We start from the raw sequence: 22,511 nt of genomic DNA, 5'->3' as shown, positions 1-22,511 counted from the left end.
GCCTGAAGCACGGCGGGATCCGCAAGCTGAGCCGGGGCATCGTTGCACCGTAGCAACCCGGGTACCTTGGTTCCGGTCCGGAAGACCCTGGCCAGCCGCCCCGACAATTGCTGGGATAGTGTCGTCAACTGCTGGCGATGTGGAGGCGATGGCATGGCACGGCTGGACGGGCGTATAGCGTTGGTGACCGGTGCCACCGGTGGGATAGGGCGGGCAGTAGCTGCCGGCCTCGCCCGCGAAGGTGCAACGGTGGTGGTCGTGGGCCGGAGTGTGGCGCGGGCCCAGGCGGTGATGGCGGATATCCGCACCCACGTTCCGGGAGCGGACCTTGAGCCACTCGCCTGTGACCTGTCACTGCAGTCTTCGATTCGCTTTGCCGTGGACCAGTTCCGCTCCCGTCACGGCAGGCTGGATGTGCTGGTGAACGCGGCCGGCGTGTTCCGCAAAGAACGCCACGAAACTGCCGAAGGGCTGGAACTCACCTTCGCCACGAACGTGATGTCCTACTACCTGGTCACCGGGCTCCTGCTGGACGACCTCAGGAAGGAAGGGTCCGCCGCCCTGCCGTCACGCGTCGTCAATATTGCGTCCAAGTACGGTAACGTCCGGATCCCCTTCGATGACCTGCAGACAGCAACGGGGAAATACAGCTTCCTGCGTTCCACGCCGCCCACCATGCTGGGCCGGGTCCTCCTGACCCAGGAATTCGCCGCCAGGCTGCGTGGCACAGGGGTGGTGGTCAACGCCGTCCATCCCGGACTGGTGAAGAACACGGGGCTGTTGCAGGACGTGGGCGGCCCGTTCCGGTGGATCACGAACACCTTGGGAAAGTCGGCAGGGAAAGCTGCCGACACGCCCCTCTGGCTGGCAACCTCGCCCGAAACGGCGGGGCTGACCGGCAAGCTGTGGGCAGGCCGGAAGGAGCTTCCCACCCCCGGCATGGGTTCTGACCCGGAGGCGCGGCGGCGGTTGTGGGACGCCTGTGCCGGGCTGGCAGGGAACGACTTCCGGTGACCATCGCCGTTCGCGCCCGCCTCAGGGGCCGGATGCCGGGGCACGGGAATTAGTTGACCGCGCCCGGCGTTGTCGATCTGTTCAGAACAATCTGGACAACTAAAGCTCGACAGGAGAAAGCACCACATGTCAGTTGACTACGACGCTCCGCGGGTGGCTCCCGAGGAGGAGCCGAATGTCGCCCTGGAGGAGCTGAAGTCCGATAAGTCCGGCCGCCGGGAGGCCGCTCCCGACATGGACGAAACGGACCTCGCGGACAGCTTTGAGCTGCCCGGCGCAGACCTCTCCAACGAGGAACTCCTCATCCAGGTGGTCCCGGTGCAGGCGGACGAATTCACGTGCATGTCCTGCTTCCTGGTGCACCACCGCAGCCAGTTGGCGCGTGAGAAGGACGGCAAGAAGTACTGCAAGGAATGTGAAGGCTAGCAGGGGACAAAGCCGGCCAGGTTTGGATTTCAACTAATGGAATCCGGGCTCGTGGCCCGGGCGTGGGACGGCCATGCTGGAGGTCACGCTCCGGCAAGGCCGGCCGACTGGAAAGAAGGAAACCATGTCCCTCAGCGTTGAGGAAATGAACAAGCAGCTCCCCGTGGCCAACGCGCTGCCCGGTGAGGCGGTCCCGTATTACATGGCGTCGGGCGAGGGCGCACGCTACGAAATCAACGGCCAGCTGGTCACGGTCATCGCCCGCGCCGCCGACACCGGGGGCATCTTCAGCGCTGCCTACATCTCCGGCGGCATGGGTGCCGATTCCCCGTTCGTCAGCCACAGCATCGAGCACAAGACCCTCTACGTTTTCGACGGGATCCTGCATGTCTGGATGCCGGGCGAGAGCCGCATCCTCACCCCCGGCGACTCCGTGGTCATTCCGCCGAACACCCCGCACGCCTACCGGATGGCCAGCCACTACACCCGCTTCCTGAACTGGATGACGCCCGGCGGCGGCGAGGCCTACTACGAGCGGGTGGGCACACCCATCGATTCGCACGTCCCGCCGGTCCGGCCCGGCCACAAGGCCAGCCTGCAGGCGCAGGCGGAAGTGGGCGCCGAGTTTGGCATCACGTTCCCCGACGTTGAGCGCGTGGCGCCGTCGTTCAAGCACGACGCCGGCCTGCCGCCCACGCAGAGCCCCTACTTCCTCAGTGCCGGGGAGGGTGAGCGCATGGTCAGTTACCAGACCATGTTCACCTACCTGTCCCGGCCCGCCAACACCGGCTCCAATTACTTCGCCGTCCACACCAAGGGCGCCAAGACCCCCTACATCCCGCTGCACTTCCACTCCCAGCACACGGAGAACTTCCTCTGTACCGAGGGCCGGATGTGGCTCTACGCGAACGGCCGGGAGATGCTCCTGACCAAGGGCGACTTCGTGCACGCCCCCGCCGGGACCATCCACTCGTTCGCGCTCGATGCCCACAACACCCAGATGGTCGGCTTCCTGACGCCGTCCGTGTTCAACGGTTTCTTCGAGTACTTCAACGAACCCACCGAGGACTATATGTACACCGAGGGCGGCGAGCCGTACATGGACATGGAGGGCTTCGGCCGCGCCCAGGCAGAGATGGACCTGACCGTCGTTGGCCCGCCGCCGCAGCGCCGCGCTGCCCTGGATATCCCCTAAATCCACATCCATTGCTCCGTAACTGCCGTTTTCAGCGCTCAAAACGGCAGTTACGGAGCAATCGATGGGGTCTTGTTCGATACGAAGGCCCGGATTTCCGAGAGGACATCCGGGCCTTCCGCGTTGGTCAGTACCCATCGATTGCTGAGTACATGCCGTTGTGGAGCCCCAAAACGGCGTTTTCCCAGCAATCGATGGTGGGTGGAGGGTGATGGGTGGGCGGGTCAGGGGGTGGCTTGCCTGACGAGTTCGCGGCCGTAGTCGTTGCCGTTCGGGGTGCGGACCACGGTGTGCATGTGGAACGGGGCCGGCTCATCGTTGCTCAGGAACACGCCGGTGTGGTGGTCCAGTTCCAGCACCACCACCGGGCTCTGGACCCGGAAGTAGAAGGCCTCCTCCCCCTCCCAGCCGCCGATCCAGCTGAAGAACGTCTCACCGTAGTTTTCCTGGATCTCCCGGAGGCGGCCGGCACGGGGACCGTCCGGCAGGTAGGCGATGAAGTCCTCCACCACAGCGTCCAGGAGTTCGCGGGCCCCGGCTGGCAGGTCGGCCACCCGGATGCCCTCGTACGGGATCACCCGGTTGTCCTGGAAGCAGCCGCCCAGGTGCCTTTCGTCGCCCGGGTGGAGGCGGCCTTCGGGCATGGCCGGGTCCACCATCCCGGCATAAACAACGGCCCGGGCCCGCTGTTCTTCGGGCAGGGCGGCCATCAGCTGACGGGCCAGGGCAATGCGCTCCTTGAACACCTTGACACCCTTGTGCGGGCCGGCGTCGATCATGTCCGGCTCTGCGCCCATGAACACCGGCGAGATCACCAGCTGCGTGCCGGCCACCAAGCAGTTCAGCGCTGCGTGGTGGCCGAACAGCTGCCACCCCCACGGCTCCGTCTCGGACGGCTGCCCATACAGGGCGAAGTTGTAGCTGAACTCGTTCATGAGCAGCGGCAACTCCACCAGGTCGCCCAGGAACGCGTTGATCCGCATCAGGTTCCGCACCAGTTCAAGGCCGGCCGGGCTCAGCGAAGCCTCCACAACGCCCAGCACGGCATCCCGGACAGGAAGATCCAGCTCGTCCAGCCGCAGCCCGGTGTCGTGCTGCATGAACTCGGGGTTGGCCCAGCTCTGCCACTCAGGCGCGTCCACGGCGTAGCGAAGCTTCCCGGCCTGGTCTGCGGTGACAGTGCCAAGCAGCTTCCGCGCCGCAGCCACCATGTCCGCCGTCGGAGCCTCCTCACCCGGCCGGGCAGGTGTCAGCGGGTAGAGGTTTTCGCGGCGGACGCCGTCGCTGGTGATGCCGGTGAACGGCTGCGGATAGAGCTTCTTCCAGCCCTCGATCATGGGCCCGGCGAACGCATCAGCCTTGGCGGCCTTGGCGTATTCGCGGGCGTCCAGCCCACGGACGTCCGCGACGCGGGGGTGGTCCGGGGCGAAGAGGAAATCACGGAATGACGGCGTCGACACGGGCGCTCCTGGTCTCGATGGAAGGTGCAGGTTCTTCAGGACGTGCCGGAAGGGAAGCCGGCGCCCAGCCCGCGGCGAGGGGCAACGCGGCGGCGGCGTCCACCGCTGAGTTGCCGCGCCAGGCCACATGCTGGTCGGGACGGACCAGCAGGGCGGTGGCGCCCCACAGGCCCGCAAGGTGCGTGCCGTCGTCGGAAGGCCCGACGGCGGTGACGGTCACCGGGATGCCCCGCCGGGCACTGGCGGCCAGGACCGGCTCGAAAACGTCAACGGCGTCCACCCCGCCCAGCGCCCCGGCGTCGGCCAGCAACGTGAAACCCGCACCCAGGGCGCTGTACAGGGAACGGGAATCAGCCAGCCACGCGTGCGGCAGCAGGGCCCCCGGAGCAGCGGACGGAACGTAACGGATGGGATCCTCGTCGGGGAGGGCCGAACCATCCGGAACCACCACGGACGAACCGCCGTAGTCGTAGCCCAGCACCAGGCCCAGGGAATCGAACTCGCTCTGCTTCACGGCGAGGGCCCGGTGCGCAGCCCCGCGCGCGGCTTCCCCGGCAGGGCCGGCCGCAACGAGCTCCGGATCTGCGAAGTGGTAGGCCAGGGCCTTGCCGTTCTCGGCCGCGTCACGGATGGTTCGCGCAGCCACCGGCCGGCGTTCCGCCCCGTAGCTGGCAAGGAGTTCCGGTCCGGCCCAGCCGTGGATCGTGGCGGCGAGCTTCCAGGCCAGGTTGGCGGCATCGCCGATGCAGGTGTTGAACCCGTGGCCGCCCCAGGGCGGGTTGAGGTGGGCAGCGTCCCCCACCAGGAACAGGTTGCCGCGGCTGTATTGCGGAGCGAGCAGCATCCGGGCCGTCCACGGGTCGGTAGCCACCACCTCGACGTCCACATCCGAGCCCACCAGGGAGCGGACCATCGCGGCTGCATCCCCGACAGTGACAGTGACGGACGGATCCACGCCCTGGACGATGGCCCACCACATGCCGTCACGGTCCATGGGTCCCACCATGCCGGAGGTCTCCGAACCCACCACCCAGTACTGCACCGCCGGATCCAGGGAGACGGCGGAGGCCAGCGATTCAGAACGGAAGAGGATGCTGATGTTGGACAGCTCGGCGGAGCCGCCTTCCAGCCGCAGCCCCAGGCTGCGGCGCACGGCGGAGGACCCGCCGTCGGCCCCGATGACGTAGTCCGCGGCGATGGTGCGTTCAGCCCCGTCGGGATCCACGACGGCGACGGCGCGGGGTTCCGTGGCTGACCCGCCTTCAGGGGTGCTGATGCCAGTGACGGTCCAGCCGGCCAGGAACGTCACCAGCGGGTGGCTTTCGACGGCGGCCCGGAGCACCTCCTCGAGGATGGGCTGGGGTACCTGCTGGCCGCATTCCGGCTGTGGCCCGTACCGGCCGGGAACCAGCTGGAAGGCGTTGCGGAACCGGCGCAGCTCATGGGCGGAAGGTCCGGTGAGGCCGGTGCAGAAGATCACGTCCTGGGCGTACTCCACGGGCAGCGGCGCCGCGTCCCGGAGGACCTCGGCGAGGCCAAGCCGCCGAAGGTGCGTCATGGTGCGGGCGTTGGTGGTCTTGGCACGCGGCCGGGTGTGGTCCAGTGTTGTCCGCGGTTCGATGACGGTGCTGGGCACGCCGCGGGAGGCGAGGTCCAGGGCCAGGAACAGCCCGCTGGGGCCACCCCCGGCGATCAGGACCTGCACCTCCGCCGGCAGGCCGGCAGCGGTAGCGAAGGCGCTCATCAGGCACGGCTCCGAAGGGAAATGTCGCCCACCGGGGTGGCCAGGGTGCCGAGCTTCTCGATCTCCACTTCGACGGTATCCCCGGGCTGCAGCAGCCACTGCGGGGTGCGGGCGTAGCCCACGCCTTCGGGAGTGCCGGTGGCGATGACGTCGCCCGGGTGCAGGGTGAAGGTTTCGCTGATGAGCGAGATGATGGCCGGGACGGAGAAGATCATGTCCCGGGTGTTGCCGTTCTGGGCTTCGATTCCGTTGACGCGGGTGCGGACCTGCAGCCCGTCGCGCAGGTCGCCCACCTCGTCGCGGCTCACCAGCGGACCTATCGGGCCGCTGAAGTCGCCGTTCTTGCCCAAGGTCCACTGCGAGGTCAGCTTTTGGGCCCTGCGGGAGGTGATGTCGTTGAATGTGGAGTAGCCAAAGACGGCATCCGCGGCGGTTTCCTCGTTCGCGGACTCCACGCGGCGGCCGATGTAGGCGGCCACCTCGCCTTCCCAGTCCAGCCCTGCCTCGCCCGCCGGGACGGGGACGGGTACGTTGCCCACGGACAGGGAAGCCGTCCAGCGGGCGAACAGGGTGGGGTACGGCGGAAGTTCCTGGTCCTTGAAGCTGCCCTCGGCCACGTGCGCCTTGTAATTCAGCCCCACGCAGATCACCCGAGCGGAGGCGGGGACCAGCGGCACTTCGGTGACACTGCCGCGCTCCAGCCAGCCCTCGCCGTCGGACGCTTCAGCATGTGCCGCGCCGGCAACCAGTGCTGCCGCCTTGTCCTGCCAGCCCTCGGCGTCGGCCCAGAAAGCGTCGACCGACGTGAGCGGGAGGACGCGGGAGCCGGCGAGCGCCGCTGCCCAGGGTCCGCCGTGGTGGGTGATGCCGATGAACTGCATGGGAGGCCTTTCGGTGTGGTCCGGGGTGCGCGTACTGGCCCGGCATGGTGGTGGGAAATCAGTGCTGTTCCGACTGGCGGCGGAGGAAATCGATGGTGGCGGCAATGGCCTGTTCCGCGGCGCCGCTGTTGCCGTCCGGGCTGGCCCACATGTGGTCCGCGCCCTCCAGCAGGAGGAGTTCGACGGCGTTGCCCGCGCCTTCCAGCGCGCCGGCCAGCGAGATGGACTGGGCTGCCGGGACGAAGCGGTCCGCCGTCCCATGGATGAGCAGGAAAGGCGGGGCGCCTGCGTGGACGTAGCTGAGGGGGCTTGCGGCCCTGGCCTTGTCCGGGGCGTCGGCCGGCTGGGCACCGATCAGCAGTGCTTCGCGCGACCCGGGATTATCGGCCCGGGCCACGGCGTCCGGCCGGGCTTGTGCACCCATCCGGAGGAGGTCAGTGGGCGGGTACCAGGCCACGACGCCGGCAACCGGGTCCTCGCTGCCCGGTGCGTCATTGCCGGGCTGCCCCGCAAATGACGCGGCACCGGCCGTCAGGCCCAGGAGGGCGGCGAGGTGGCCGCCGGCCGAGTCCCCCCACGCGTAGATGCGGTGCGGGTCTACGCCGTACTCGGTCGCGTGGGTGCGGAGCCAGTGGATGGCTGCCTTGGCGTCCTCCAGCTGGGCCGGGAAGGTGGCAAGTGTGCTGAACCGGTAGTCCGCCGAGGCCACCACAAACCCGGCATCGGCCAGCTGCTCAATGGGACTGAGGCCGAAACCGTCAACAGCGGGGCCCAGCGAGGACCGCTCCCCCGTCCGCCAGCCGCCACCGTGGAAGTGGACAACCGCCGGCCGGCCGCCCTGACGCGATTCCCCTGCGGGAAGGTAGAGATCAAGCAGCAGCGGCTCCGCATCCTGCGGCCGGGCGAACTCGATCCCGTTGAGGATCCGCAGTCCCGTCATCGTTGACTCCATGTGTAGCGCGCCGTTCTTTCCCGTACTGGTCTGTGCGCGGCCCGTGATGCGGTCCGCCTTCATGGATTCAAGCCTGTGCCATGGGCTCGTCTGTACGCGCCGTCAGTTTCACTGAATGAAACTGGTTCGTTCGGCACCGGATCCTGCCGGGGGATGCGTGCGAGGGGGTTGAACCTGACGCGGCGTCAGGTCCCAGCTGGGGCAGGAGGCAACGGACCAGTCACGGGCGGAGTGGACGGGTCTGGTGGAGGAGGGCCTGCGGCAGGTGGACGGCGGTGTCCCCGCCGCCAGCCAAGAGGTCCGGGAGCTGGTGCGCCGCTGGGATGAGCTGGGCTCGCGTTTCCACCGCGACGAGGGCACGAAGGACGCCGCCCGCACCATGTGGAACGAGAACAGCACCGAGTTGAGCCAGGCCCTGCCGTGGACCGCGGACCAGCTGCAGGCACTGGTGGCGCACCTGCACGCGGCCCGGCAGGCGGGCTGACAGTTCCCGCAGCAGGCGCCTAGCTGACCAGGACCTGCGTGGCAGACTCCTTCAGTTTGCCGTTGGCCCACTTCATCTGCCGGATGGTCTGGGGATGGCACTTCTCCGCCAGGGCCAGGAGGTTCTTGTCCTTCATCCCCTGGGCGGCCTGGGCCAGCAGTTCCCAGTCCGCTGACACCCCGCAGGCCTTCAGGTATAGCTCGCGGAGGTCGCGCAGCAGTGGCATGCCGGTTTCGGGGCGCCGGCCCACCATTTCGCTGCCCTTCTCCCGGACGGATTCCAACAGCCCGGCTTCACCGCGGGGCTCCGGGTCCAGGTCCTGCCCGTAGTGCTTGGCGATGCCCGCGATGTCCCGGACGTGCTGCTGCGACCAGCGGGCCAGGTCCCGGGCCAGGTGGTAGATCTCGTGGTCCACCTTGTGCCGCTCGGAGATAAGCAGCAGATGGTGCGCCAGGTCGTTCTCGGAGCGGTGCATTTCCTCCAGTACCAGTCCGAATTTCATCGTGCCCCTCCTGATGTGCCGGTGGCTTCGTCCGCCTCAGCTGTAGCAATGCCCCTGGTCTTGGCGTCTTCCGGGAAGTCGCCCACAGGGGCCGATGCTGTGGTGGTGGGTGCCGGAGAGGGCCCGTCGCCGCCGGCAACCCGGGTGATGCGTGCTGCCGCCGTCTTGAAGATGGGCTGCTTGGACGCCGCATCCCAGTCCGTGATGGTCAGCTCGTTCGCTGCCCGGCCGGCGCCGTCCGGCTGGTGTCCGCCGTCGGTGTCCCAGTAGCCGTAATAGAACGGCAGGAACAGGACGCCGTTCCGGATGCCGCTGATCCGCACCCTGGCACGGACGGACCCGCGGGATGTCTCCACCTCCGCAAGGTCGCCTTCGGCCATCCCGTACGCGCCGGCGTCGTCCGCTGACAACTCGACCCAGACGTCAGGCGCGGCCGCCTGCAGTTCCGGTGCCCGGCCTGTCTTGGTGCGGGTGTGGAACTGGTAGAGCGTGCGGCCGGTGATGAGCTGAAGCGGGAAGTCCTGGCTGGGCAGCTCGTGCGGCGGCATGTATTCGGCGGCCTTGATTATGGCCTTGCCCTCCGGATTGAGGGCCTTGTACTCGGATGGGTCCACCGGCGCACCGGTGATGAGGTCGCGGCCGTAGGTCTCGCAGTACTCCGGGTGCGCCCAGAACTTCCCGTCGGCGTAGATCCGCTCCGTGCCGTCCGGGTTCTCCTCGTTGCACGGCCACTGGATGCCCGAGCCGCCGCGCAGCTTGTCATAGGTGATGCCGGTGTAGTCGCAGGGCCTGCCGCGGGTGCATTCCTTCCAGGCATCAAAGGCGGACTCGGGGTCGTGCCACTTGATCAGCGGCTGCCCTTCCTTGTCCTGCAGGCCCATGCGGTGCGCGTAGTCAATGAAAATCTCCAGATCCGGCCTGGCCTCGCCCGGCGGCTCCACGGCTTTCTCGGAGAGGTGCACAGTGCGGTCCACGTTGGTGAACGTGCCGGTCTTTTCGCCCCAGGTGGCGGCGGGAAGGACGACGTCGGCCAGCTGGGCGGTCTCGGACAGGAAGATGTCCTGCACCACCAGGAACAGTCGGTCCTGTTCCAGGATGCCGCGGATGCGTGCCAGCTCGGGCAGCGAGACGGCAGGGTTGGTGCCGCTGACCCACAGCATCCTGATGGACCCGTCCTCCGCGTACCGCATCATCTGCATGACGTGCGTGGGCGGGGAGTAGTGCGGGATGGACATGGGATCGATGTTCCAGACCCGGGCCAGGTCCTGGATGTGGGCGTCGTTGGACCAGTTCCGGAAGGCGGCAAGGTCGCCGTCGGCCCCGCATTCGCGGGTGTTTTCGGCGGTGGGCTGGCCATTCATCTGCAGGATGCCGCAGCCGGGCTTGCCCAGCATGCCCCGGATGATGTTCACGTTGTTGACCTGCACCGCGGCGGCCGTGGCTTGGTTTGACTGGTAGAAGCCCTGCAGCACCGTGGACAGCAACCGCTCCGCGTGACCGATGATGCTGGCCGCCTCGGAGATCTGTTCCGCCGGGACACCGCAGATTTCCGCCACGAGGGCTGGCGGGTAGTTCTTGACCTCTTTTTCGAGCTCGGAGTACCCCACCGTGTTCGCCTGGATGTACTCCTGGTCCACCCAGCCGTTGGTGACGATTTCGTGCAGGATGCCGTTCATCAGGGCCACGTTGGTGCCGGGCCGCGGGGCCAGGTGAACGGTGGCGGCCCTGGCCACGGGCGTCATGCGCGGGTCCACGCAGATGATCTTGGGCGGGTTGGGGCCGGCCAGCCGGTCCAGCATCCGGGTCCAGAGGACGGTCTGGGTTTCGGCCACGTTGTGCCCGTACAGGGCGATCACGTCGGCGTGGTCCACGTCCGTGTAGGAGCCGGGCTGCCCGTCGCAGCCGAAGGATTCCTTCAGCGCCTCCCCCGCCGTCGCCGTGCAGAGCCTGGTGTTGCCGTCCACGTGGTTGGTGCCGATGCCGCCGTGTGCCAGCGTGCCCAGGGTGTAGTACTCCTCGCAGAAGAGCTGGCCGGTGGTGTAGAAGCCCAGGGCGCTGGGGCCCTGCTCGGCGAGCAGGGCCTTGGACTTGTCCACGATGCGCTGCATGGCGGTGTCCCAGTCCGTTTCCACCAGTTTCCCGCCCTGGCGGACCAGGGGTTTGGTGAGCCGGTCCGGGGAGGCGTTCGCCTGCCAGCCGTACAGGTCTTTCGGTCCCAGCCGGCCGTGGTTGACGCGGTCCACGGCCCGTCCCCGCACGCCGACGATCCTGTTGTCCTTGACGGCAATGTCCATGGCGTCGCCGTTGGAGTGCAGGAGCGAGGCCGTCTGGACCCACCGGTCCACGTCCTCCGGAGCCACCCCGTCGGCCAGGTGGGTGTCCACCCTGACCGGCCAGTCACCGCCGCTGCCGTACGGTGTACGTGTCCCCCATGGTTCAGCTATCCGGTCAATCCGAGCCATCTGTCCATCTCCTTACAGGAACCGGCGGACAGCGGCGAAACGGCGCTGCCCCTACCGGATCCTGTACCCGGAATGGCTGGCTGTTAACGGGCCCCTTCGGCTTGCTTGTCCCGCAGCGGACGCCGGGCGAGCCAGGCGGCCACGATGGCGCCGGAGATGTTGTGCCAGAGCGAGAAGACGGCGGACGGCAGGGCGGCCAGCGGGGTGAAGTGGGCGGTGGCGAGCGTCGCGGCCAGGCCGGAGTTCTGCATGCCCACTTCGAAGGCGAGGGCGCGGCGGGCCTTGTCGTCCAAGCGCCCCAGCTTGCCGGCCAGGTAGCCAAGGCCCAGGCCAAAGCCGTTGTGCAGCACCACGGCAAGGAACACAATGGCCCCGGCGTCGATGATCTTGTTGGCGCTGCCGGCCACCACAATGGCCACGATCAGGGAAATCACGACGGCGGACGCCCACGGCAGCGCGGGCAGCACCTTGGCGACGAGCTTCTTGAGGAAGACCCGGGCGAGGAGCCCGGCGACCACCGGCAGCAGTACCGTTTTGACGATGTCCAGGACCATGCCTGCGGCGTCGATCTGCAGGTAGGAGCCGGCCAGGAACAGGACCAGCAGCGGGGTGACGATCGGGGCGATCAGGGTGGAGACGGAGGCCACCGCCACGGAGAGGGCAACATCGCCCTTGGCCAGGAAGGCCATGACGTTCGATGCTGTGCCGGAGGGTGCGCAGCCCACCAGGATCACGCCGACGGCCAGTTCGGGCGGAAGGTTGAGGGCACCTGCGATCAGCCAGCCGGCGCCGGGCATGATGATGTAGTGCGCCACGATCCCCAGGGCCACGGCCCACGGCCGCTTGGCCACCGCGGCGAAGTCCGGCGGGGTCAGGGTCAGGCCCATGCAGAACATGATGATGCCCAGCAGGTACGGCACGCTGGGGGCCATGGGCTTGAAGACGCCGGGGAGCAGGAACCCGAGGATGCCTGCGACAACCACCAGGATGGGGAACACCGTCACCGCGATGCGGGCGATCTTGCTTTCCGCTTCGAGCGCGGGGTTGACGGGTGTCCCGTCAGAATTCTGGGGTTTAGTTGCCTCAAGCATCCAATCATGGTGGCACTGTCCTATAGGATTCCGCCAATTGATGACCGTGAACGGTAACAACGGCGGGAACCCCCACGGCCCCCGGAAGGTGGACCGTGGGGACGTCCTCCCTTACAGCTGTTTCCGGAGCTCCATCTTCCGGATCTTGCCGCTGGCGGTGCGTGGCATGTCCTCCACCACCACCATGGACTTGGGGATCTTGTAGCGGGCAAGCCTGCCGTCCAGGAAGCTGCGCAGCTGCTCCGCGGTCAGCGATTCCCCCTCGCGCAGGGTCACGATCGCCTGCGGGACCTCGCCCCACTTGTCATCCGGAACGCCGATGACCGCCACGCTGCCCACGGCGCCATGCTCGGAAATGACCGCTTCCACCTCGGCCGGGTAGATGTTCTCCCCACCGGAAATGATCATGTCCTTGAGCCGGTCCGAGACGAACAGGAAGCCTTCCGGGTCCCGGTAGCCCATGTCGCCCGAGCGGAACCAGGCGCCGTCCGCGTAGCTGGCGGCAGTGGCCTCCGGCCGGTTCCAGTACTCCTTGATCACGTTGGGTCCGGAGATCTGAATTTCCCCCACCCCACCCTGGGCCACGGTGCCGCCCATGGGATCGGCGATCCGGACGTCGGTGAAGAAGTGCGGCAGGCCGGCCGAGCCCGCCTTTTCCCGCGACCGGTCCACGGGGAGCATGGTGACGCCGGGAGCCGTTTCGGTCATGCCGTAGCAGCTGGTGAACCCGATGCCGCGGTCCTCGTAGGCGTCCAGGACCCGGCGGGGAATCGCTGAGCCGCCGCAGGTGAGCTTGTCCAGTGAGCTGAGGTCGGCCGCCGCCCAGCCCGGATCTTCGCAAAGCAGCTGGAACGTGGTGGGCACCCCGTTGAGGGTGGTCACCTTGTGTTCCCGGATGAGCTCCAGGACCCGGGCGGGATCGAACTTGGCCTCCAAGACCACGGTGGCACCCTTGAGGAGCATCGGCAGCAGCCCCATGTCCAGGGACGCCACGTGGAACAGCGGCGAGATCATCAGCGCCACGTCGTTGCGGTTCAGGTCCATGTCCACGATGGTGTTGATGCAGTTCCACGTGATGTTCCCGTGCGTGAGCAGGGCGCCCTTGGGCTTGCCCGTGGTCCCGGAGGTGTACAGGATCATGGCGCCGTCGTCGTGGCCCACGGACACGTCGATCGGTTCGGCGGCCGCTGCCTGCAGCGCCTCCCCGTACTGTTCCACCGTGACGGGATGTCCGACGGCGGTCGGTGCCGTGGCGGCGGAAGGTTCCGTCCCGCCGTCGGCCGCTACGACCAGGCGGTGGGTCACCGCCGTTCCCTCCAGGGCGGCGGAGGCGGAGGCCTCCAGGGCGCGGGCGTTGACCAGGAGCCGGGCTCCGGCGTCCTGGAGCTGGAACTGCAGCTCCGGAGGGGCGAGACGGGTGTTGAGCGGGACGAAGATTGCGCCCAGGAGGCCGCAGGCGAAGAACGTTTCCACGAACGAGGGGTGGTTCTCCCCCAGGTACGCCACCCGGTCTCCCTTGGCCACTCCCCGGTCGCGGAGCGCATTGGCCAGGCGGTCGGCCCGTTCGGCGAGCTCTTCGTAGCTCAGGGTGCCCGCTGCTGAGAGCAGGGCCGTCTTGGTGCCCGACTTGCGGCGGCGGCGCTGCAGCCAGGAGCCAACTCCGTTGTTGTCCATGGTTCTCCTAACGGACCGTGGTGAGGTCGTTGTTCTTAGATTCCCGCGTCAGGGCGATGAAGACAATCGAGACCAGCGCCATGGCGGACAGGAACACCACCACCGGCAGGATGTTCTGGCCGGAATCCTTGTAGAGCCCGGCGATGATGCCCGGGGTGAAGCCTGCGCCAATGAGGGTGGCCAGCTGGTAGCCCACCGCTGCACCGGTGTAGCGGGAGGTGGTGCCGAACTGTTCGGACACGAACGCGGCCAGCGGCCCGTAGAGGGAGGAGTGCAGGATCAGCGCCACCGTGAAGGCCACGAACACCAGGCCCACGTTGCCCGAGCCGAGCATCCCGAACATCGGGAAGAGGTACGCGATGAACAGGACCAGGCCGGCGATCATCACCGGGCGGCGGCCGAACCGGTCCGACAGGCGGCCGCCCAGGAGGACGAAGACGATGGAGATGGCCGAGGCGCCGGCGAAGGCGTAGAGCACGCCCTGCTGCGGTGCGCCCTTGGACACGGCGTAGGTCACCGAGAAGGTGGGCAGCACCACCTGCAGGCCGAACCCGGCAGCCCCGGCGAACATGATCATGATCAGTGCCTTGGGCCGGCGGAGCACGTCCAGCAGCGGGATCTTGCGCTTGGCACCCTGTGCTTCTTCCTTGGCCACGGCCTCGGCGAAGATGGGGCTTTCGGAAACCCGGAGGCGGACGAACATGCCCACTATCAGGAGCACGAAGGACAGCAGGAACGGCACGCGCCAGCCCCAGGCCAGGAAGGCGTCCTGCGGCAGTGCCGAGAAGGCGCCCATGACCAGGGTGCCCAGCACGGCACCGGTGGGGGCGCCGGCGTTGACGAAGGACGCCGCGAAGCCGCGCCGTTTCGGGTCAGCGTGCTCCAGGGCCATGAGCGCGGCGCCGCCCCATTCACCGCCGACGGCGATGCCCTGGCAGACCCGCAGCAGCACCAGGATGACGGCGCCCCACGGCCCGATCACCCCGGCGCCCGGAATCAGGCCGATCAGGGTGGAGGCGATGCCCATCATGGCCATGGAGATGATCAGCATCCCCTTGCGGCCCACCTTGTCGCCGAAGTGGCCGAAAATGATGCCGCCCAGCGGCCTGGCCACGTAGCCGGCAGCAAAGGTGGCGTAGGCGGCGACGACGCCCACCCATTCATCCGTGCCGGCGAAAAAGACCTTGGGGAAGGCCACTGCTGCGGCCGTGGCGTAGAGCAGGAAGTCGTAGAACTCGATGGTGCTGCCCAGATAGCTGGACAGGATGACCGTGCGCGCTTCCTTGCGCTTGGCGGCCGTGCCCGCAGGTGCGAGCGTGGTGTGTCCGGACATGGCTGTTCCTAATGACGGAGGAATTGGGGGTTTTTGGGGTTGCCTGAGGCGGCGGCGCCGGAGGGCACCGCTTGGGGTTTGGGGCTGTTGATCCTTCTAGGAGCGGCTTACTTGTAGAAGCGGGCTACTTGTAAAAGCGGCTACTTGTAAAAGCGGGCCAGGAATTCGGCGACGACGGCCGGGCGCTCCTGGCCTTCGATCTCGATGGTGGCGTTGACCTTGATCTGGGCGCCGCCCTTGACCTCGGTGACGTCGGCGATGGTGGCCTGCATGCGGACCTTGGAGCCCACCTTCACCGGGGAGGTGAAGCGGACCTTGTCCAGGCCGTAGTTCACCTTGGTGGTGACGCCTTCGACGTCGAACAGCTCGCCCCAGAACGGGATGATCAGGGACAGGGTGAGGAAGCCGTGGGCGATGGGGGCGCCGAACGGGCCCTCCTTGGCGCGTTCGGGGTCGGTGTGGATCCATTGCTGGTCGTCCGTGGCGTCCGCGAACTGGTTGATCTGGTCCTGGGTGATCTGGCGGTAGTCGGTGGTGCCGAGGTCCTTGCCGGACAGGGTGAGCAGGGTGTCGAAATCGACGACGAGATTGGGCATCTTTGCCTCCTGGGTAGGTGTGTGGTTGTGGTGCTGTGCAGGTGTTGCAGGGCTTAGCGGGTGAAGGAACTTTCGCCGGTGAGGGCGCGGCCGATGATGAGGGCGTTGATCTCGTGGGTGCCCTCGTAGGAGTAGACGGCTTCGGCGTCGGCGTGGAAACGCGCGACGTCGGTTGCCAGGGTGATCCCGTTGCCGCCCACCACTTCGCGGGCCAAGGCTACGGTGTCGCGCATGAACAGGGACGTCTGCATCTTGGCCAGGGCGGAGTCCTGGTCGCGGTAGATGCCTTTTGCCTGCTGTTCGGTGAGCCTGACCACCAGGGAGAGGCTGGCGGTGACGTTGCCGAGCATGCGGGCCAGTTTCTCCTGGACCAGCTGGAAGGAGCCGAGAGTGCGGCCGAACTGCCGGCGTTCGTTGACGTAGGCAAGCGCTGCTTCGAAGGCGCCGGCGGCGATGCCGGTGGCGATCCAGGCGACGTCCGAGCGCATGGCCCGGAGCATTGCCGCCACATCCCGGAAGGAGTTCACGTTGTGCAGGCGCTTGGCCTCGGGGACGCGGACGCCGGTAAGGGTGATGTGGGCGTTCTGCATCATCCGCAGTGAGGTCTTGCCGTGGATCTTCTCCAGGGTGACTCCGTCGGCGGTACGGTCCACCAGGAAGGCCTTGACCTGCCCGTCCACGGTGTCCCGGGCGAATACTGCGAGGACGTCCGCGGTGGCTGCGCCGCCGATCCAGCGCTTGGCGCCGTCAAGGATCCAGCTGCCGTCGGGCTGCCGCCGGGCGGTGGTGGAGAGTCCGCCGGCGATGTCCGATCCCGATTCGGGTTCGGTCAGCGAGAAGACGCCTTTGAGCGAGAAGTCGATGACCTTGGGCATCCATTCGGCCTGTTGTTCCGCGGACGCGCCCACCCGGATGGCGGTCCGGAACAGGCCGGCCTGGGCGGTGTACCAGGTGGCCAGGGATGCGTCAGTGCGGGCGAGTTCGAAGATCCGGAAGCCGTGGTAGATGCCGCGGGCCGGGCTGTGTCCGGCACCCGCTGCGCCAGTGAGTTCGGCCGGTTCCATCAGGTCCAGGTCGATCAGCGGCCGGGCGAGCTGCTCCGGAAACTCCCCGCGTTCCCAGTACTCGGCCAGGAGGGGCCTGGCTTCAGCACCGAGGAAGGCCCGCAGCCGGGACAGGACCTGGCGCTCGTCGGGCGTGAGGAGGGACTCGGCGTCGTACCAGTCCGCTGCTTCGTAGAGCCGGGCACCCAGCCCGGCCTCCGCCGTCGTCAGCGTGCCCATCTCAGGCCTCCAGCCCAAGGAGGCGGACCGCGTTGTCCTTGAGGATCTTGGGCCGGACCTCGTCCTTCAGCGGCAGTTCGGCGAAGGCGCCAAGCCATTTCTGCGGGGTGATCAGCGGGAAGTCGGTGCCGAACAGCACCTTGCCCTGGAGGTAGGAGTTGGAGGCCTTCACCAGCGATTCCGGGAAGTACTTGGGCGACCAGCCGGAGAGGTCGATGAAGACGTTGGCCTTGTGCGTGGCGATGGAGTTGGCCTCGTCCTGCCACGGGACGGACGGGTGGGCCATGATGATCTGCAGGCCCGGGAAGTCCGCGGCCACCGCGTCCAGGAGGAGCGGGTTGGAGTAGCCCAGCTTGATGCCGAAGCCGCCAGGGAGGCCTGCGCCCATGCCGTTCTGGCCGGTGTGGAAGATGGCCGGCAGGCCCAGTTCCTGGAGCGTCTCCCACAAGGGGTAGAAGCGTTCGTTCGACGGGTCGAAGCCCTGCAGGGACGGGTGGAACTTGAAGCCGCGGGCGCCGAGTTCGATGGCCTGATGCTTGGCGCCGGCGATGGCGTCCTCGCCGGTGCGCGGGTCCACGCTGCCGAACGGGATCAGGACGTCGTTGTTCCGCGCGGCGCCCGCAATCAGCTCCGGGATGCTGTTGGGCTCGTGCTTGAGCTGGGTGCGGGCGTCCACGGTGAAGACGACGGCGGCCATGTTCAGTTCGCGGTAGATGTCCGCGATGCGGTCCAGGGACGGGGTGCGGTCCTCAGCCTTGAAGTATTTGGCCGAGGCTTCGGTCAGTTCCTCCGGCAGGGAGCCGTGGCCGCAGCTGTCCACCTCGAGGTGGACGTGCATGTCGATGGCATCGAGCTTTGCCGGGTCGATGGCCAGTTCGTAGCGGTCGGCCATGGTCAGCGGGCCTCGGCGGGCTGTGCGGGCTTCAGGTCCTCCGGCAGCGGGAGGAATTCCTCGCCGTAGGTCTGGAGGGTTTCGGCAGTGAACAGCTTCCCCGCGTTTTCCTGCAGCGCCTCGTAGCTCCAGCCGCCCTCGCGGTATTCGGTGGTGGCCGCTTCCGGGTGGGTCCAGACCTGCAGCCGGTCCCCGCCGGCTCCGATGGCCTGGCCGGTGATGTTGGCTGCCTCGTCAGAGGCGAGGTAGGCAACCAGTCCGGAGACGTCGTCGGCCGTTCCAAAGCCCAGGTCGTGGCGGAAGAAGGACGGCATGGCCTCGCCGCGCTCGTCCGCCTCCACGGCCTTCTGGAAGTAGGGCACGGTCTTGGTCATGGCGGTGGCGGCGACGGGGATGACGCTGTTGACCGTTACGCCGGCCTTCTTCATTTCCAGCGCCCAGGTGCGGACCATGCCCACGATGCCGGCCTTGGCGGCGGCGTAGTTGGTCTGGCCGAAGTTGCCGCGCTGGCCGGTGGGCGAACCGATGGTGATGATGCGGCCCTGGACGTTGTGTTCCTTAAAGTAGGCGTAGGCTTCGCGGACGCACGTGAAGGTGCCCTTGAGGTGGACGTTAATCACCAGGTCGAAGTCCTCGTCGGTCATCTTCAGCAGGGACTTGTCGCGGAGGATTCCGGCGTTGGTGACCAGGATGTCCAGGCGGCCGAAGGTGTCCACCGCGCCTGCCACCAGTGCCTTGGCAGCGTCCGTGGTGCCCACCGGAACCACCACTGCGGTGGCCCGTCCGCCGTCGGCCTCGATCTGGGCGACGGCCTGCGCGGCCGTGTCGGCGTTCACGTCATTGATGACGGCGGCGGCACCCTGGCGGGCCAGTTCCCGTGCGTACGCGAGGCCGAGGCCCTGCCCGCCGCCGGTGACGATTGCAACCTTGCCGTTCAAGCTCATGGCCTGCTCCTTCGCATGCGCCGGCCGAAGCCGTTGGGGTGGTCCCACTGCGGTGTGAGATCCTTGTTGAAATCAATGAAATTACGGATCATTGAAAAAGTCAACGATTGTTTTTTACACCGGAGTTGTGATGGCCACCTTGGGCACCGAAGTTCAGACCCCCCGCCTTGCGGCAGCCAGGATCGGCAGTGACGTGGGCCTGCTGCTCGCCAAGCTGCATGCCGCCGGCTCGGTGCTGAACAACAAGGCGCTGGCCGACTTCGGGCTGCGGGAGCGGTCCTTCTCCATCCTGACGCTGGCGTGCAGCGGGCTGGAGCCGACGCAGCGGGAACTGGCGGATTTCCTCAGCCTGGACCCCAGCCAGGTGGTCACCCTGGTGGACGACCTGGAACGCCGCGGCCTGGTGGAACGGGCGCAGGGAAAGCAGGACCGGCGCGCCAAGATCATCGTCTCCACTGCGGAGGGGCGCCGGATGCATGGCAAGGCACGCGCGGCGATGGATGCCGCGGAGCTGGACCAACTGACCGGGCTTTCAGGTGAGGAGTCGCAGGAATTGAAGCGGTTGCTCCGCAAGGCACTGTGGGGCGCGGCAGAGTAGGCGGCTGTTTTTTGGGTTTTAACTGCACGAGCTTGGGGCAACGCCGTGAACCGTTGGGGGTCCGTTAAGGCGTCTCACACGCCAAGGGTTTCGAGACAATCTGGAGCGTTGCGGTTAGGGCACCTTCACCGTGCATTTCATCGTGCGGGGTAAACGTGCATATGGGGTCAGCAACGGTTGCGATACAAGAAACCATACCTGGCTGCGCGGTAAACGACCGGCTTACGGACACCCGGTTGGTCCAGTGTGAGCCATTCTGATGAGGACTAGGCTCTTAGAGATGGGGAATGAATCTATCCGGGCCGCGTACCGTGCCCGCGCCGCCGAGTACACCCGCATTCTTGGTTCTGTTGAGGACATGCACGAGCTTGATCAGCAACGCATCAGGCGTTGGGCAGCGGGTATCCACGGTCAAATGATCGACGCCGGGTGCGGTCCAGGCCACTGGACAAACTACCTGCATCAACAGGGTTCGAGGATAGAAGGGATCGACCTTGTCCCTGAATTCATCGAGAGCGCACGCGCACGCTTCCCCGACGTGCTCTTTCGCGTGGGATCCTTCCGCGACATGGACTTCCCAGACAAGACGTTGCAGGGCGTGCTGGCTTGGTACTCCCTCATTCACATTCACCCAGCCGAAGTGCCCATGACACTAAAAGAACTCTCTCGAGTCCTTGCCCCGAGAGGACAACTACTGCTCGGATTCTTCGACGGGCCGTCAGGGACACGTTTCCAACACGCAGTAACAACCGCCTACTACTGGTCCACGAAGCACATGGGGCAACTGCTGGCTGAAGCTGGTTTCGACTTGCTGGAGGTTGAGACGCGCCAAGACTCCGGCAAGCGTCCCCATGCTGCCATAACCGCCACTCTTCGCTGAAGGATCGACTTGCGAGCTTAGCTGCCATTAGAAATAGAGTCATTGCATGCCAACCCCACAACCGACTGATCGATTGCAATTCCGTGGGATGACGGATGCGGACCTCGACAACATGGCCGCGCTGCTCGCAGATCCCGAGGTGATGCGCTTCTACCCCGCACCCAAGTCGCGGGAAGAAGCAGCAAGCTGGATCCATTGGAATCGAAAGAACTACGCGGAGCACGGGTACGGCCTATGGATTGTCGAAACGCATGACGGAGAGTTCATAGGCGACTGCGGCCTGACCTGGCAGCAGGTGAACGGCGCACAGAAGCTTGAGGTCGGATACCACGTGCGCTCCGACCTGCACGGCCAAGGGTATGCGACAGAAGCAGCCGCTGCTTGTCGGGACTACGCCCGAAAAGATCTCGTAGCCCAGGAATTGATAGCCATCGTCCATCCGGATAACCGAGCTTCAGAGCGGGTGGCAGAGAAAATTGGAATGCGCCGCATCGCTGATGATCGAGGCGGAAACATCCCCGTCCGAACAGTCCTGAGTATGCAGCTGTAGATAGTCCGAGGCCGCCCGCTGGAGGATCCTTGAGCGTGCACTGATAAGAGTTAGCCCTGGCTGCGCAGTGGTTAGGAGTGCGACGTAGGTGAGGAGGAGTCACCACAGACTGTACGCGCTGGTGGCCTTGGGATAGCCAAGTTCCTCCAAGCAGGCCAGCACCGTGGCTGGCTGGCGAGTAACGAATCCCCAAGGACGACCGGCGGTGGGTACGACTTTGATTCCTTCGTAGGGAGCAAGCCATCCGCGCACGTGTTGGATCTCGACCACGTCTTCGCGTTTGAGGGTCCAGGGTCCAAAGAACCGCCCTAGGCCGTACCCGAGACTGAATTCCAAGGCTTCTGTGGATGGACTTAGCACCAGCATCCGGAACTGCGGAGAGACCGAAAAGACTACCGGTTGGCCTCCCCATATTTTGGATAGCCCTTTGGCTTTTACAGGTATCGTCCCACCGCCTTCGAAGTGTTCTTCATCGAGAAACACTTCCGGTGGTGCAGGTTCTTTCCGCAGATTCGTTACAGTCATGGCGACTGTGACAAGTGCGACGATGACTCCGGAGATCGCGAACTGCACAGGGCTCGGCGTGGCGACGGCCGAAACGACGGCGACGAGCAGGAAAAAGACCTCGAGTACCGTGATCCTGATTCGTGGGATCCGTCTAGATCGTCGTTCCTTCGCATTCATCAAGGCCCCTGGTTATTGGTAAAAGCGCAAAGCCAAACGATTACTCACAAGCTCATGATGCCACGGGGCGGCGAAACGTGTGATTAGCGGGTTCAGGAAGAAGGAACCTATGCATCCGCTTGATCTACCTAGACTTTTAGACCTCCATCCCTGCTCCATGTTCGCAAGCGGATCCTCAACCGGACGTCGCCCAATGCACATCGGATGGATAGTCCCGTTACCCGCCCCCAAACGGATGACCAGACTCCGGTGCCTCAGACGCCACGGGCCTTGCTGAACATGGTTACATCAGAAGATGTCCAATCTCCGTTCACCCAAATGGTGGCGAAACACAACGCCAACTGACATGCCTGCATACGGGGCTCTGCAACTTCAGGGCCGCGTCGACGCTCTCGATCTAGACGCTGTTCCGGTTGACCCGCGTTCCGGCCTCCGTGGTCTCTTCTTCCACAGGGCGAGCGTGAGTGGTATTACCGTCCCCCTGGATTGGATGCACCTAACAGTCACTTGGTCCGAGTTCGACACGCGCTTTCACTCAGAAAGGCGGCCGCGTCCTGAACGAGCATGGTTTCTCCGCGCAGGGATCGTTAGGAACACGCCCGAGCATCTACCGAAACTGCGTATTCCAAGGAGTCCGCTTCAAAGGCCTGGGGGGATTCAACATGATGGCTGCCCGCTTTGAAACTGCACCTTCATCCGCTGCAAGTTCAACGGACACCGGGCTTTCAACACCGACCTCGTCAACTGCAAATTCATCGGGAAGATCGACGGCTGCATCTGGTACGGAACCGCGCCGGAGCCGGACCACCAAATCGGCCGGCGCAACGAAATCATCAACAACGACTTCAGCGAAGCCACCCTCACAG

Annotated in this window: 21 protein-coding genes; 7 read left to right on the top strand and 14 right to left on the bottom strand. The window is 66.1% G+C overall.

The genetic code is table 11. The features are described from left to right. The first annotated feature begins 153 nt into the window (after nt 1–153). The 3 genes from ACFVTD_RS14630 to ACFVTD_RS14620 all read left to right on the top strand — a co-directional run bounded on the left by ACFVTD_RS14630 (nt 154) and on the right by ACFVTD_RS14620 (nt 2,635). Nucleotides 154–1,014, top strand: coding sequence for an SDR family NAD(P)-dependent oxidoreductase (locus tag ACFVTD_RS14630; RefSeq protein WP_387564263.1), 861 nt, complete (start codon nt 154–156; stop codon nt 1,012–1,014). Between the two features lie 126 nt (nt 1,015–1,140). Beyond that, a complete protein-coding gene (locus ACFVTD_RS14625) occupies nt 1,141–1,440 on the top strand; it encodes a DUF4193 domain-containing protein (RefSeq protein ID WP_141158469.1) in 300 nt (99 codons plus the stop codon). Nucleotides 1,441–1,564: 124 nt separating this feature from the next. Further along, nucleotides 1,565–2,635, top strand: coding sequence for a quercetin 2,3-dioxygenase (locus tag ACFVTD_RS14620; RefSeq protein WP_387564261.1), 1,071 nt, complete (start codon nt 1,565–1,567; stop codon nt 2,633–2,635). Nucleotides 2,636–2,859: 224 nt separating this feature from the next. Here the strand turns inward: ACFVTD_RS14620 and ACFVTD_RS14615 are convergent, their stop codons facing one another. The 4 genes from ACFVTD_RS14615 to ACFVTD_RS14600 are packed head-to-tail and all read right to left on the bottom strand — an operon-like array spanning nt 2,860 to nt 7,660. Then, the gene (locus tag ACFVTD_RS14615) at nt 2,860–4,095 is read right to left on the bottom strand and encodes a DUF3500 domain-containing protein (RefSeq protein ID WP_387564259.1); all 1,236 of its coding nucleotides are present in this window, start codon (nt 4,093–4,095) and stop codon (nt 2,860–2,862) included. Further along, on the bottom strand, nt 4,073–5,839 hold the full coding sequence (locus ACFVTD_RS14610; RefSeq protein WP_387564257.1) for an FAD-dependent monooxygenase: 1,767 nt from the start codon (nt 5,837–5,839) through the stop codon (nt 4,073–4,075). The genes ACFVTD_RS14615 and ACFVTD_RS14610 overlap by 23 nt, the downstream gene beginning before the upstream one ends. After that, nucleotides 5,839–6,720 carry a fumarylacetoacetate hydrolase family protein gene (locus ACFVTD_RS14605; protein ID WP_387564255.1) on the bottom strand — a complete coding sequence of 294 codons (882 nt, stop codon included), beginning with the start codon at nt 6,718–6,720 and terminating at the stop codon, nt 5,839–5,841. The genes ACFVTD_RS14610 and ACFVTD_RS14605 overlap by 1 nt, the downstream gene beginning before the upstream one ends. 58 nt (nt 6,721–6,778) lie before the next feature. Beyond that, complete coding sequence (locus ACFVTD_RS14600; protein WP_387564253.1) at nt 6,779–7,660, bottom strand: alpha/beta hydrolase fold domain-containing protein; 882 nt, start codon at nt 7,658–7,660, stop codon at nt 6,779–6,781. 256 nt (nt 7,661–7,916) lie between these two features. On the opposite strand from ACFVTD_RS14600, the gene ACFVTD_RS14595 reads away from it, so the two are divergent. Beyond that, nucleotides 7,917–8,156, top strand: a complete 240-nt coding sequence (locus ACFVTD_RS14595) for a hypothetical protein (protein WP_387564251.1) — start codon at nt 7,917–7,919, stop codon at nt 8,154–8,156. A gap of 19 nt (nt 8,157–8,175) precedes the next feature. Here ACFVTD_RS14595 and ACFVTD_RS14590 read toward each other — a convergent pair whose 3' ends face one another. The 9 genes from ACFVTD_RS14590 to ACFVTD_RS14550 all read right to left on the bottom strand — a co-directional run bounded on the left by ACFVTD_RS14590 (nt 8,176) and on the right by ACFVTD_RS14550 (nt 18,933). Further along, nucleotides 8,176–8,658: a hypothetical protein gene (locus ACFVTD_RS14590; RefSeq protein ID WP_387564249.1), complete on the bottom strand. Its 483-nt coding sequence runs from the start codon at nt 8,656–8,658 to the stop codon at nt 8,176–8,178. Further along, complete coding sequence (locus tag ACFVTD_RS14585) at nt 8,655–11,120, bottom strand: molybdopterin oxidoreductase family protein (protein ID WP_387564247.1); 2,466 nt, start codon at nt 11,118–11,120, stop codon at nt 8,655–8,657. Before ACFVTD_RS14585 ends, ACFVTD_RS14590 begins: the two co-directional genes overlap by 4 nt. An 83-nt stretch (nt 11,121–11,203) precedes the next feature. Continuing rightward, nucleotides 11,204–12,211: a bile acid:sodium symporter family protein gene (locus tag ACFVTD_RS14580; protein ID WP_387564245.1), complete on the bottom strand. Its 1,008-nt coding sequence runs from the start codon at nt 12,209–12,211 to the stop codon at nt 11,204–11,206. Nucleotides 12,212–12,322: 111 nt separating this feature from the next. Beyond that, nucleotides 12,323–13,885: an o-succinylbenzoate--CoA ligase gene (gene menE / locus ACFVTD_RS14575; protein ID WP_387564243.1), complete on the bottom strand. Its 1,563-nt coding sequence runs from the start codon at nt 13,883–13,885 to the stop codon at nt 12,323–12,325. A gap of 7 nt (nt 13,886–13,892) precedes the next feature. Then, nucleotides 13,893–15,218 (bottom strand): MFS transporter, encoded by a 1,326-nt coding sequence (locus ACFVTD_RS14570; RefSeq protein WP_387564241.1) that lies wholly within the window; start codon nt 15,216–15,218, stop codon nt 13,893–13,895. 140 nt (nt 15,219–15,358) lie between these two features. Continuing rightward, nucleotides 15,359–15,814 (bottom strand): MaoC family dehydratase, encoded by a 456-nt coding sequence (locus tag ACFVTD_RS14565; RefSeq protein ID WP_387564239.1) that lies wholly within the window; start codon nt 15,812–15,814, stop codon nt 15,359–15,361. A gap of 53 nt (nt 15,815–15,867) precedes the next feature. Beyond that, the gene (locus ACFVTD_RS14560; protein ID WP_387564237.1) at nt 15,868–17,097 is read right to left on the bottom strand and encodes an acyl-CoA dehydrogenase family protein; all 1,230 of its coding nucleotides are present in this window, start codon (nt 17,095–17,097) and stop codon (nt 15,868–15,870) included. 1 nt (nt 17,098) lies between these two features. Continuing rightward, nucleotides 17,099–17,989, bottom strand: coding sequence for an amidohydrolase family protein (locus ACFVTD_RS14555; protein ID WP_387564235.1), 891 nt, complete (start codon nt 17,987–17,989; stop codon nt 17,099–17,101). Nucleotides 17,990–17,991: 2 nt separating this feature from the next. Next, nucleotides 17,992–18,933, bottom strand: coding sequence for an SDR family NAD(P)-dependent oxidoreductase (locus ACFVTD_RS14550; RefSeq protein ID WP_387564233.1), 942 nt, complete (start codon nt 18,931–18,933; stop codon nt 17,992–17,994). A 130-nt stretch (nt 18,934–19,063) separates the two neighbouring features. Here ACFVTD_RS14550 and ACFVTD_RS14545 point away from each other — a divergent pair, with 130 nt between their 5' ends. The 3 genes from ACFVTD_RS14545 to ACFVTD_RS14535 all read left to right on the top strand — a co-directional run bounded on the left by ACFVTD_RS14545 (nt 19,064) and on the right by ACFVTD_RS14535 (nt 20,961). After that, a complete protein-coding gene (locus ACFVTD_RS14545; RefSeq protein WP_387564231.1) occupies nt 19,064–19,531 on the top strand; it encodes a MarR family winged helix-turn-helix transcriptional regulator in 468 nt (155 codons plus the stop codon). A 280-nt stretch (nt 19,532–19,811) separates the two neighbouring features. Next, complete coding sequence (locus ACFVTD_RS14540; protein ID WP_387564229.1) at nt 19,812–20,411, top strand: class I SAM-dependent methyltransferase; 600 nt, start codon at nt 19,812–19,814, stop codon at nt 20,409–20,411. A gap of 46 nt (nt 20,412–20,457) precedes the next feature. Further along, nucleotides 20,458–20,961 carry a GNAT family N-acetyltransferase gene (locus tag ACFVTD_RS14535; protein ID WP_387564227.1) on the top strand — a complete coding sequence of 168 codons (504 nt, stop codon included), beginning with the start codon at nt 20,458–20,460 and terminating at the stop codon, nt 20,959–20,961. A 99-nt stretch (nt 20,962–21,060) separates the two neighbouring features. Here ACFVTD_RS14535 and ACFVTD_RS14530 read toward each other — a convergent pair whose 3' ends face one another. Then, nucleotides 21,061–21,645 (bottom strand): hypothetical protein, encoded by a 585-nt coding sequence (locus ACFVTD_RS14530; protein WP_387564225.1) that lies wholly within the window; start codon nt 21,643–21,645, stop codon nt 21,061–21,063. Nucleotides 21,646–22,511: the final 866 nt, after the last annotated feature.

Origin of the sequence: Pseudarthrobacter sp. NPDC058119 (assembly GCF_042884655.1) — a bacterium.
In the GTDB taxonomy this organism is placed as follows: Bacteria; Actinomycetota; Actinomycetes; order Actinomycetales; family Micrococcaceae; genus Arthrobacter.
Note: the sequence above shows the minus strand (reverse complement) of the source record. Positions and strands in the feature narration are given on the sequence as shown.

Bases quoted from the DNA above. Each gene is read 5' to 3' on its own strand.
- ACFVTD_RS14560 (WP_387564237.1), bottom strand. From the start codon at position 17,097: ATGGGCACGCTGACGACGGCGGAGGCCGGGCTGGGTGCCCGGCTCTAC.
- ACFVTD_RS14590 (WP_387564249.1), bottom strand. From the start codon at position 8,658: ATGAAATTCGGACTGGTACTGGAGGAAATGCACCGCTCCGAGAACGAC.
- ACFVTD_RS14540 (WP_387564229.1), top strand. From the start codon at position 19,812: ATGGGGAATGAATCTATCCGGGCCGCGTACCGTGCCCGCGCCGCCGAG.
- ACFVTD_RS14570 (WP_387564241.1), bottom strand. From the start codon at position 15,218: ATGTCCGGACACACCACGCTCGCACCTGCGGGCACGGCCGCCAAGCGC.
- ACFVTD_RS14600 (WP_387564253.1), bottom strand. From the start codon at position 7,660: ATGACGGGACTGCGGATCCTCAACGGGATCGAGTTCGCCCGGCCGCAG.
- ACFVTD_RS14530 (WP_387564225.1), bottom strand. From the start codon at position 21,645: ATGAATGCGAAGGAACGACGATCTAGACGGATCCCACGAATCAGGATC.
- ACFVTD_RS14630 (WP_387564263.1), top strand. From the start codon at position 154: ATGGCACGGCTGGACGGGCGTATAGCGTTGGTGACCGGTGCCACCGGT.
- ACFVTD_RS14610 (WP_387564257.1), bottom strand. From the start codon at position 5,839: ATGAGCGCCTTCGCTACCGCTGCCGGCCTGCCGGCGGAGGTGCAGGTC.
- ACFVTD_RS14585 (WP_387564247.1), bottom strand. From the start codon at position 11,120: ATGGCTCGGATTGACCGGATAGCTGAACCATGGGGGACACGTACACCG.
- ACFVTD_RS14565 (WP_387564239.1), bottom strand. From the start codon at position 15,814: ATGCCCAATCTCGTCGTCGATTTCGACACCCTGCTCACCCTGTCCGGC.
- ACFVTD_RS14620 (WP_387564261.1), top strand. From the start codon at position 1,565: ATGTCCCTCAGCGTTGAGGAAATGAACAAGCAGCTCCCCGTGGCCAAC.
- ACFVTD_RS14625 (WP_141158469.1), top strand. From the start codon at position 1,141: ATGTCAGTTGACTACGACGCTCCGCGGGTGGCTCCCGAGGAGGAGCCG.
- ACFVTD_RS14580 (WP_387564245.1), bottom strand. From the start codon at position 12,211: ATGCTTGAGGCAACTAAACCCCAGAATTCTGACGGGACACCCGTCAAC.
- ACFVTD_RS14545 (WP_387564231.1), top strand. From the start codon at position 19,064: ATGGCCACCTTGGGCACCGAAGTTCAGACCCCCCGCCTTGCGGCAGCC.
- ACFVTD_RS14550 (WP_387564233.1), bottom strand. From the start codon at position 18,933: ATGAGCTTGAACGGCAAGGTTGCAATCGTCACCGGCGGCGGGCAGGGC.
- menE (WP_387564243.1), bottom strand. From the start codon at position 13,885: ATGGACAACAACGGAGTTGGCTCCTGGCTGCAGCGCCGCCGCCGCAAG.
- ACFVTD_RS14605 (WP_387564255.1), bottom strand. From the start codon at position 6,720: ATGCAGTTCATCGGCATCACCCACCACGGCGGACCCTGGGCAGCGGCG.
- ACFVTD_RS14535 (WP_387564227.1), top strand. From the start codon at position 20,458: ATGCCAACCCCACAACCGACTGATCGATTGCAATTCCGTGGGATGACG.
- ACFVTD_RS14555 (WP_387564235.1), bottom strand. From the start codon at position 17,989: ATGGCCGACCGCTACGAACTGGCCATCGACCCGGCAAAGCTCGATGCC.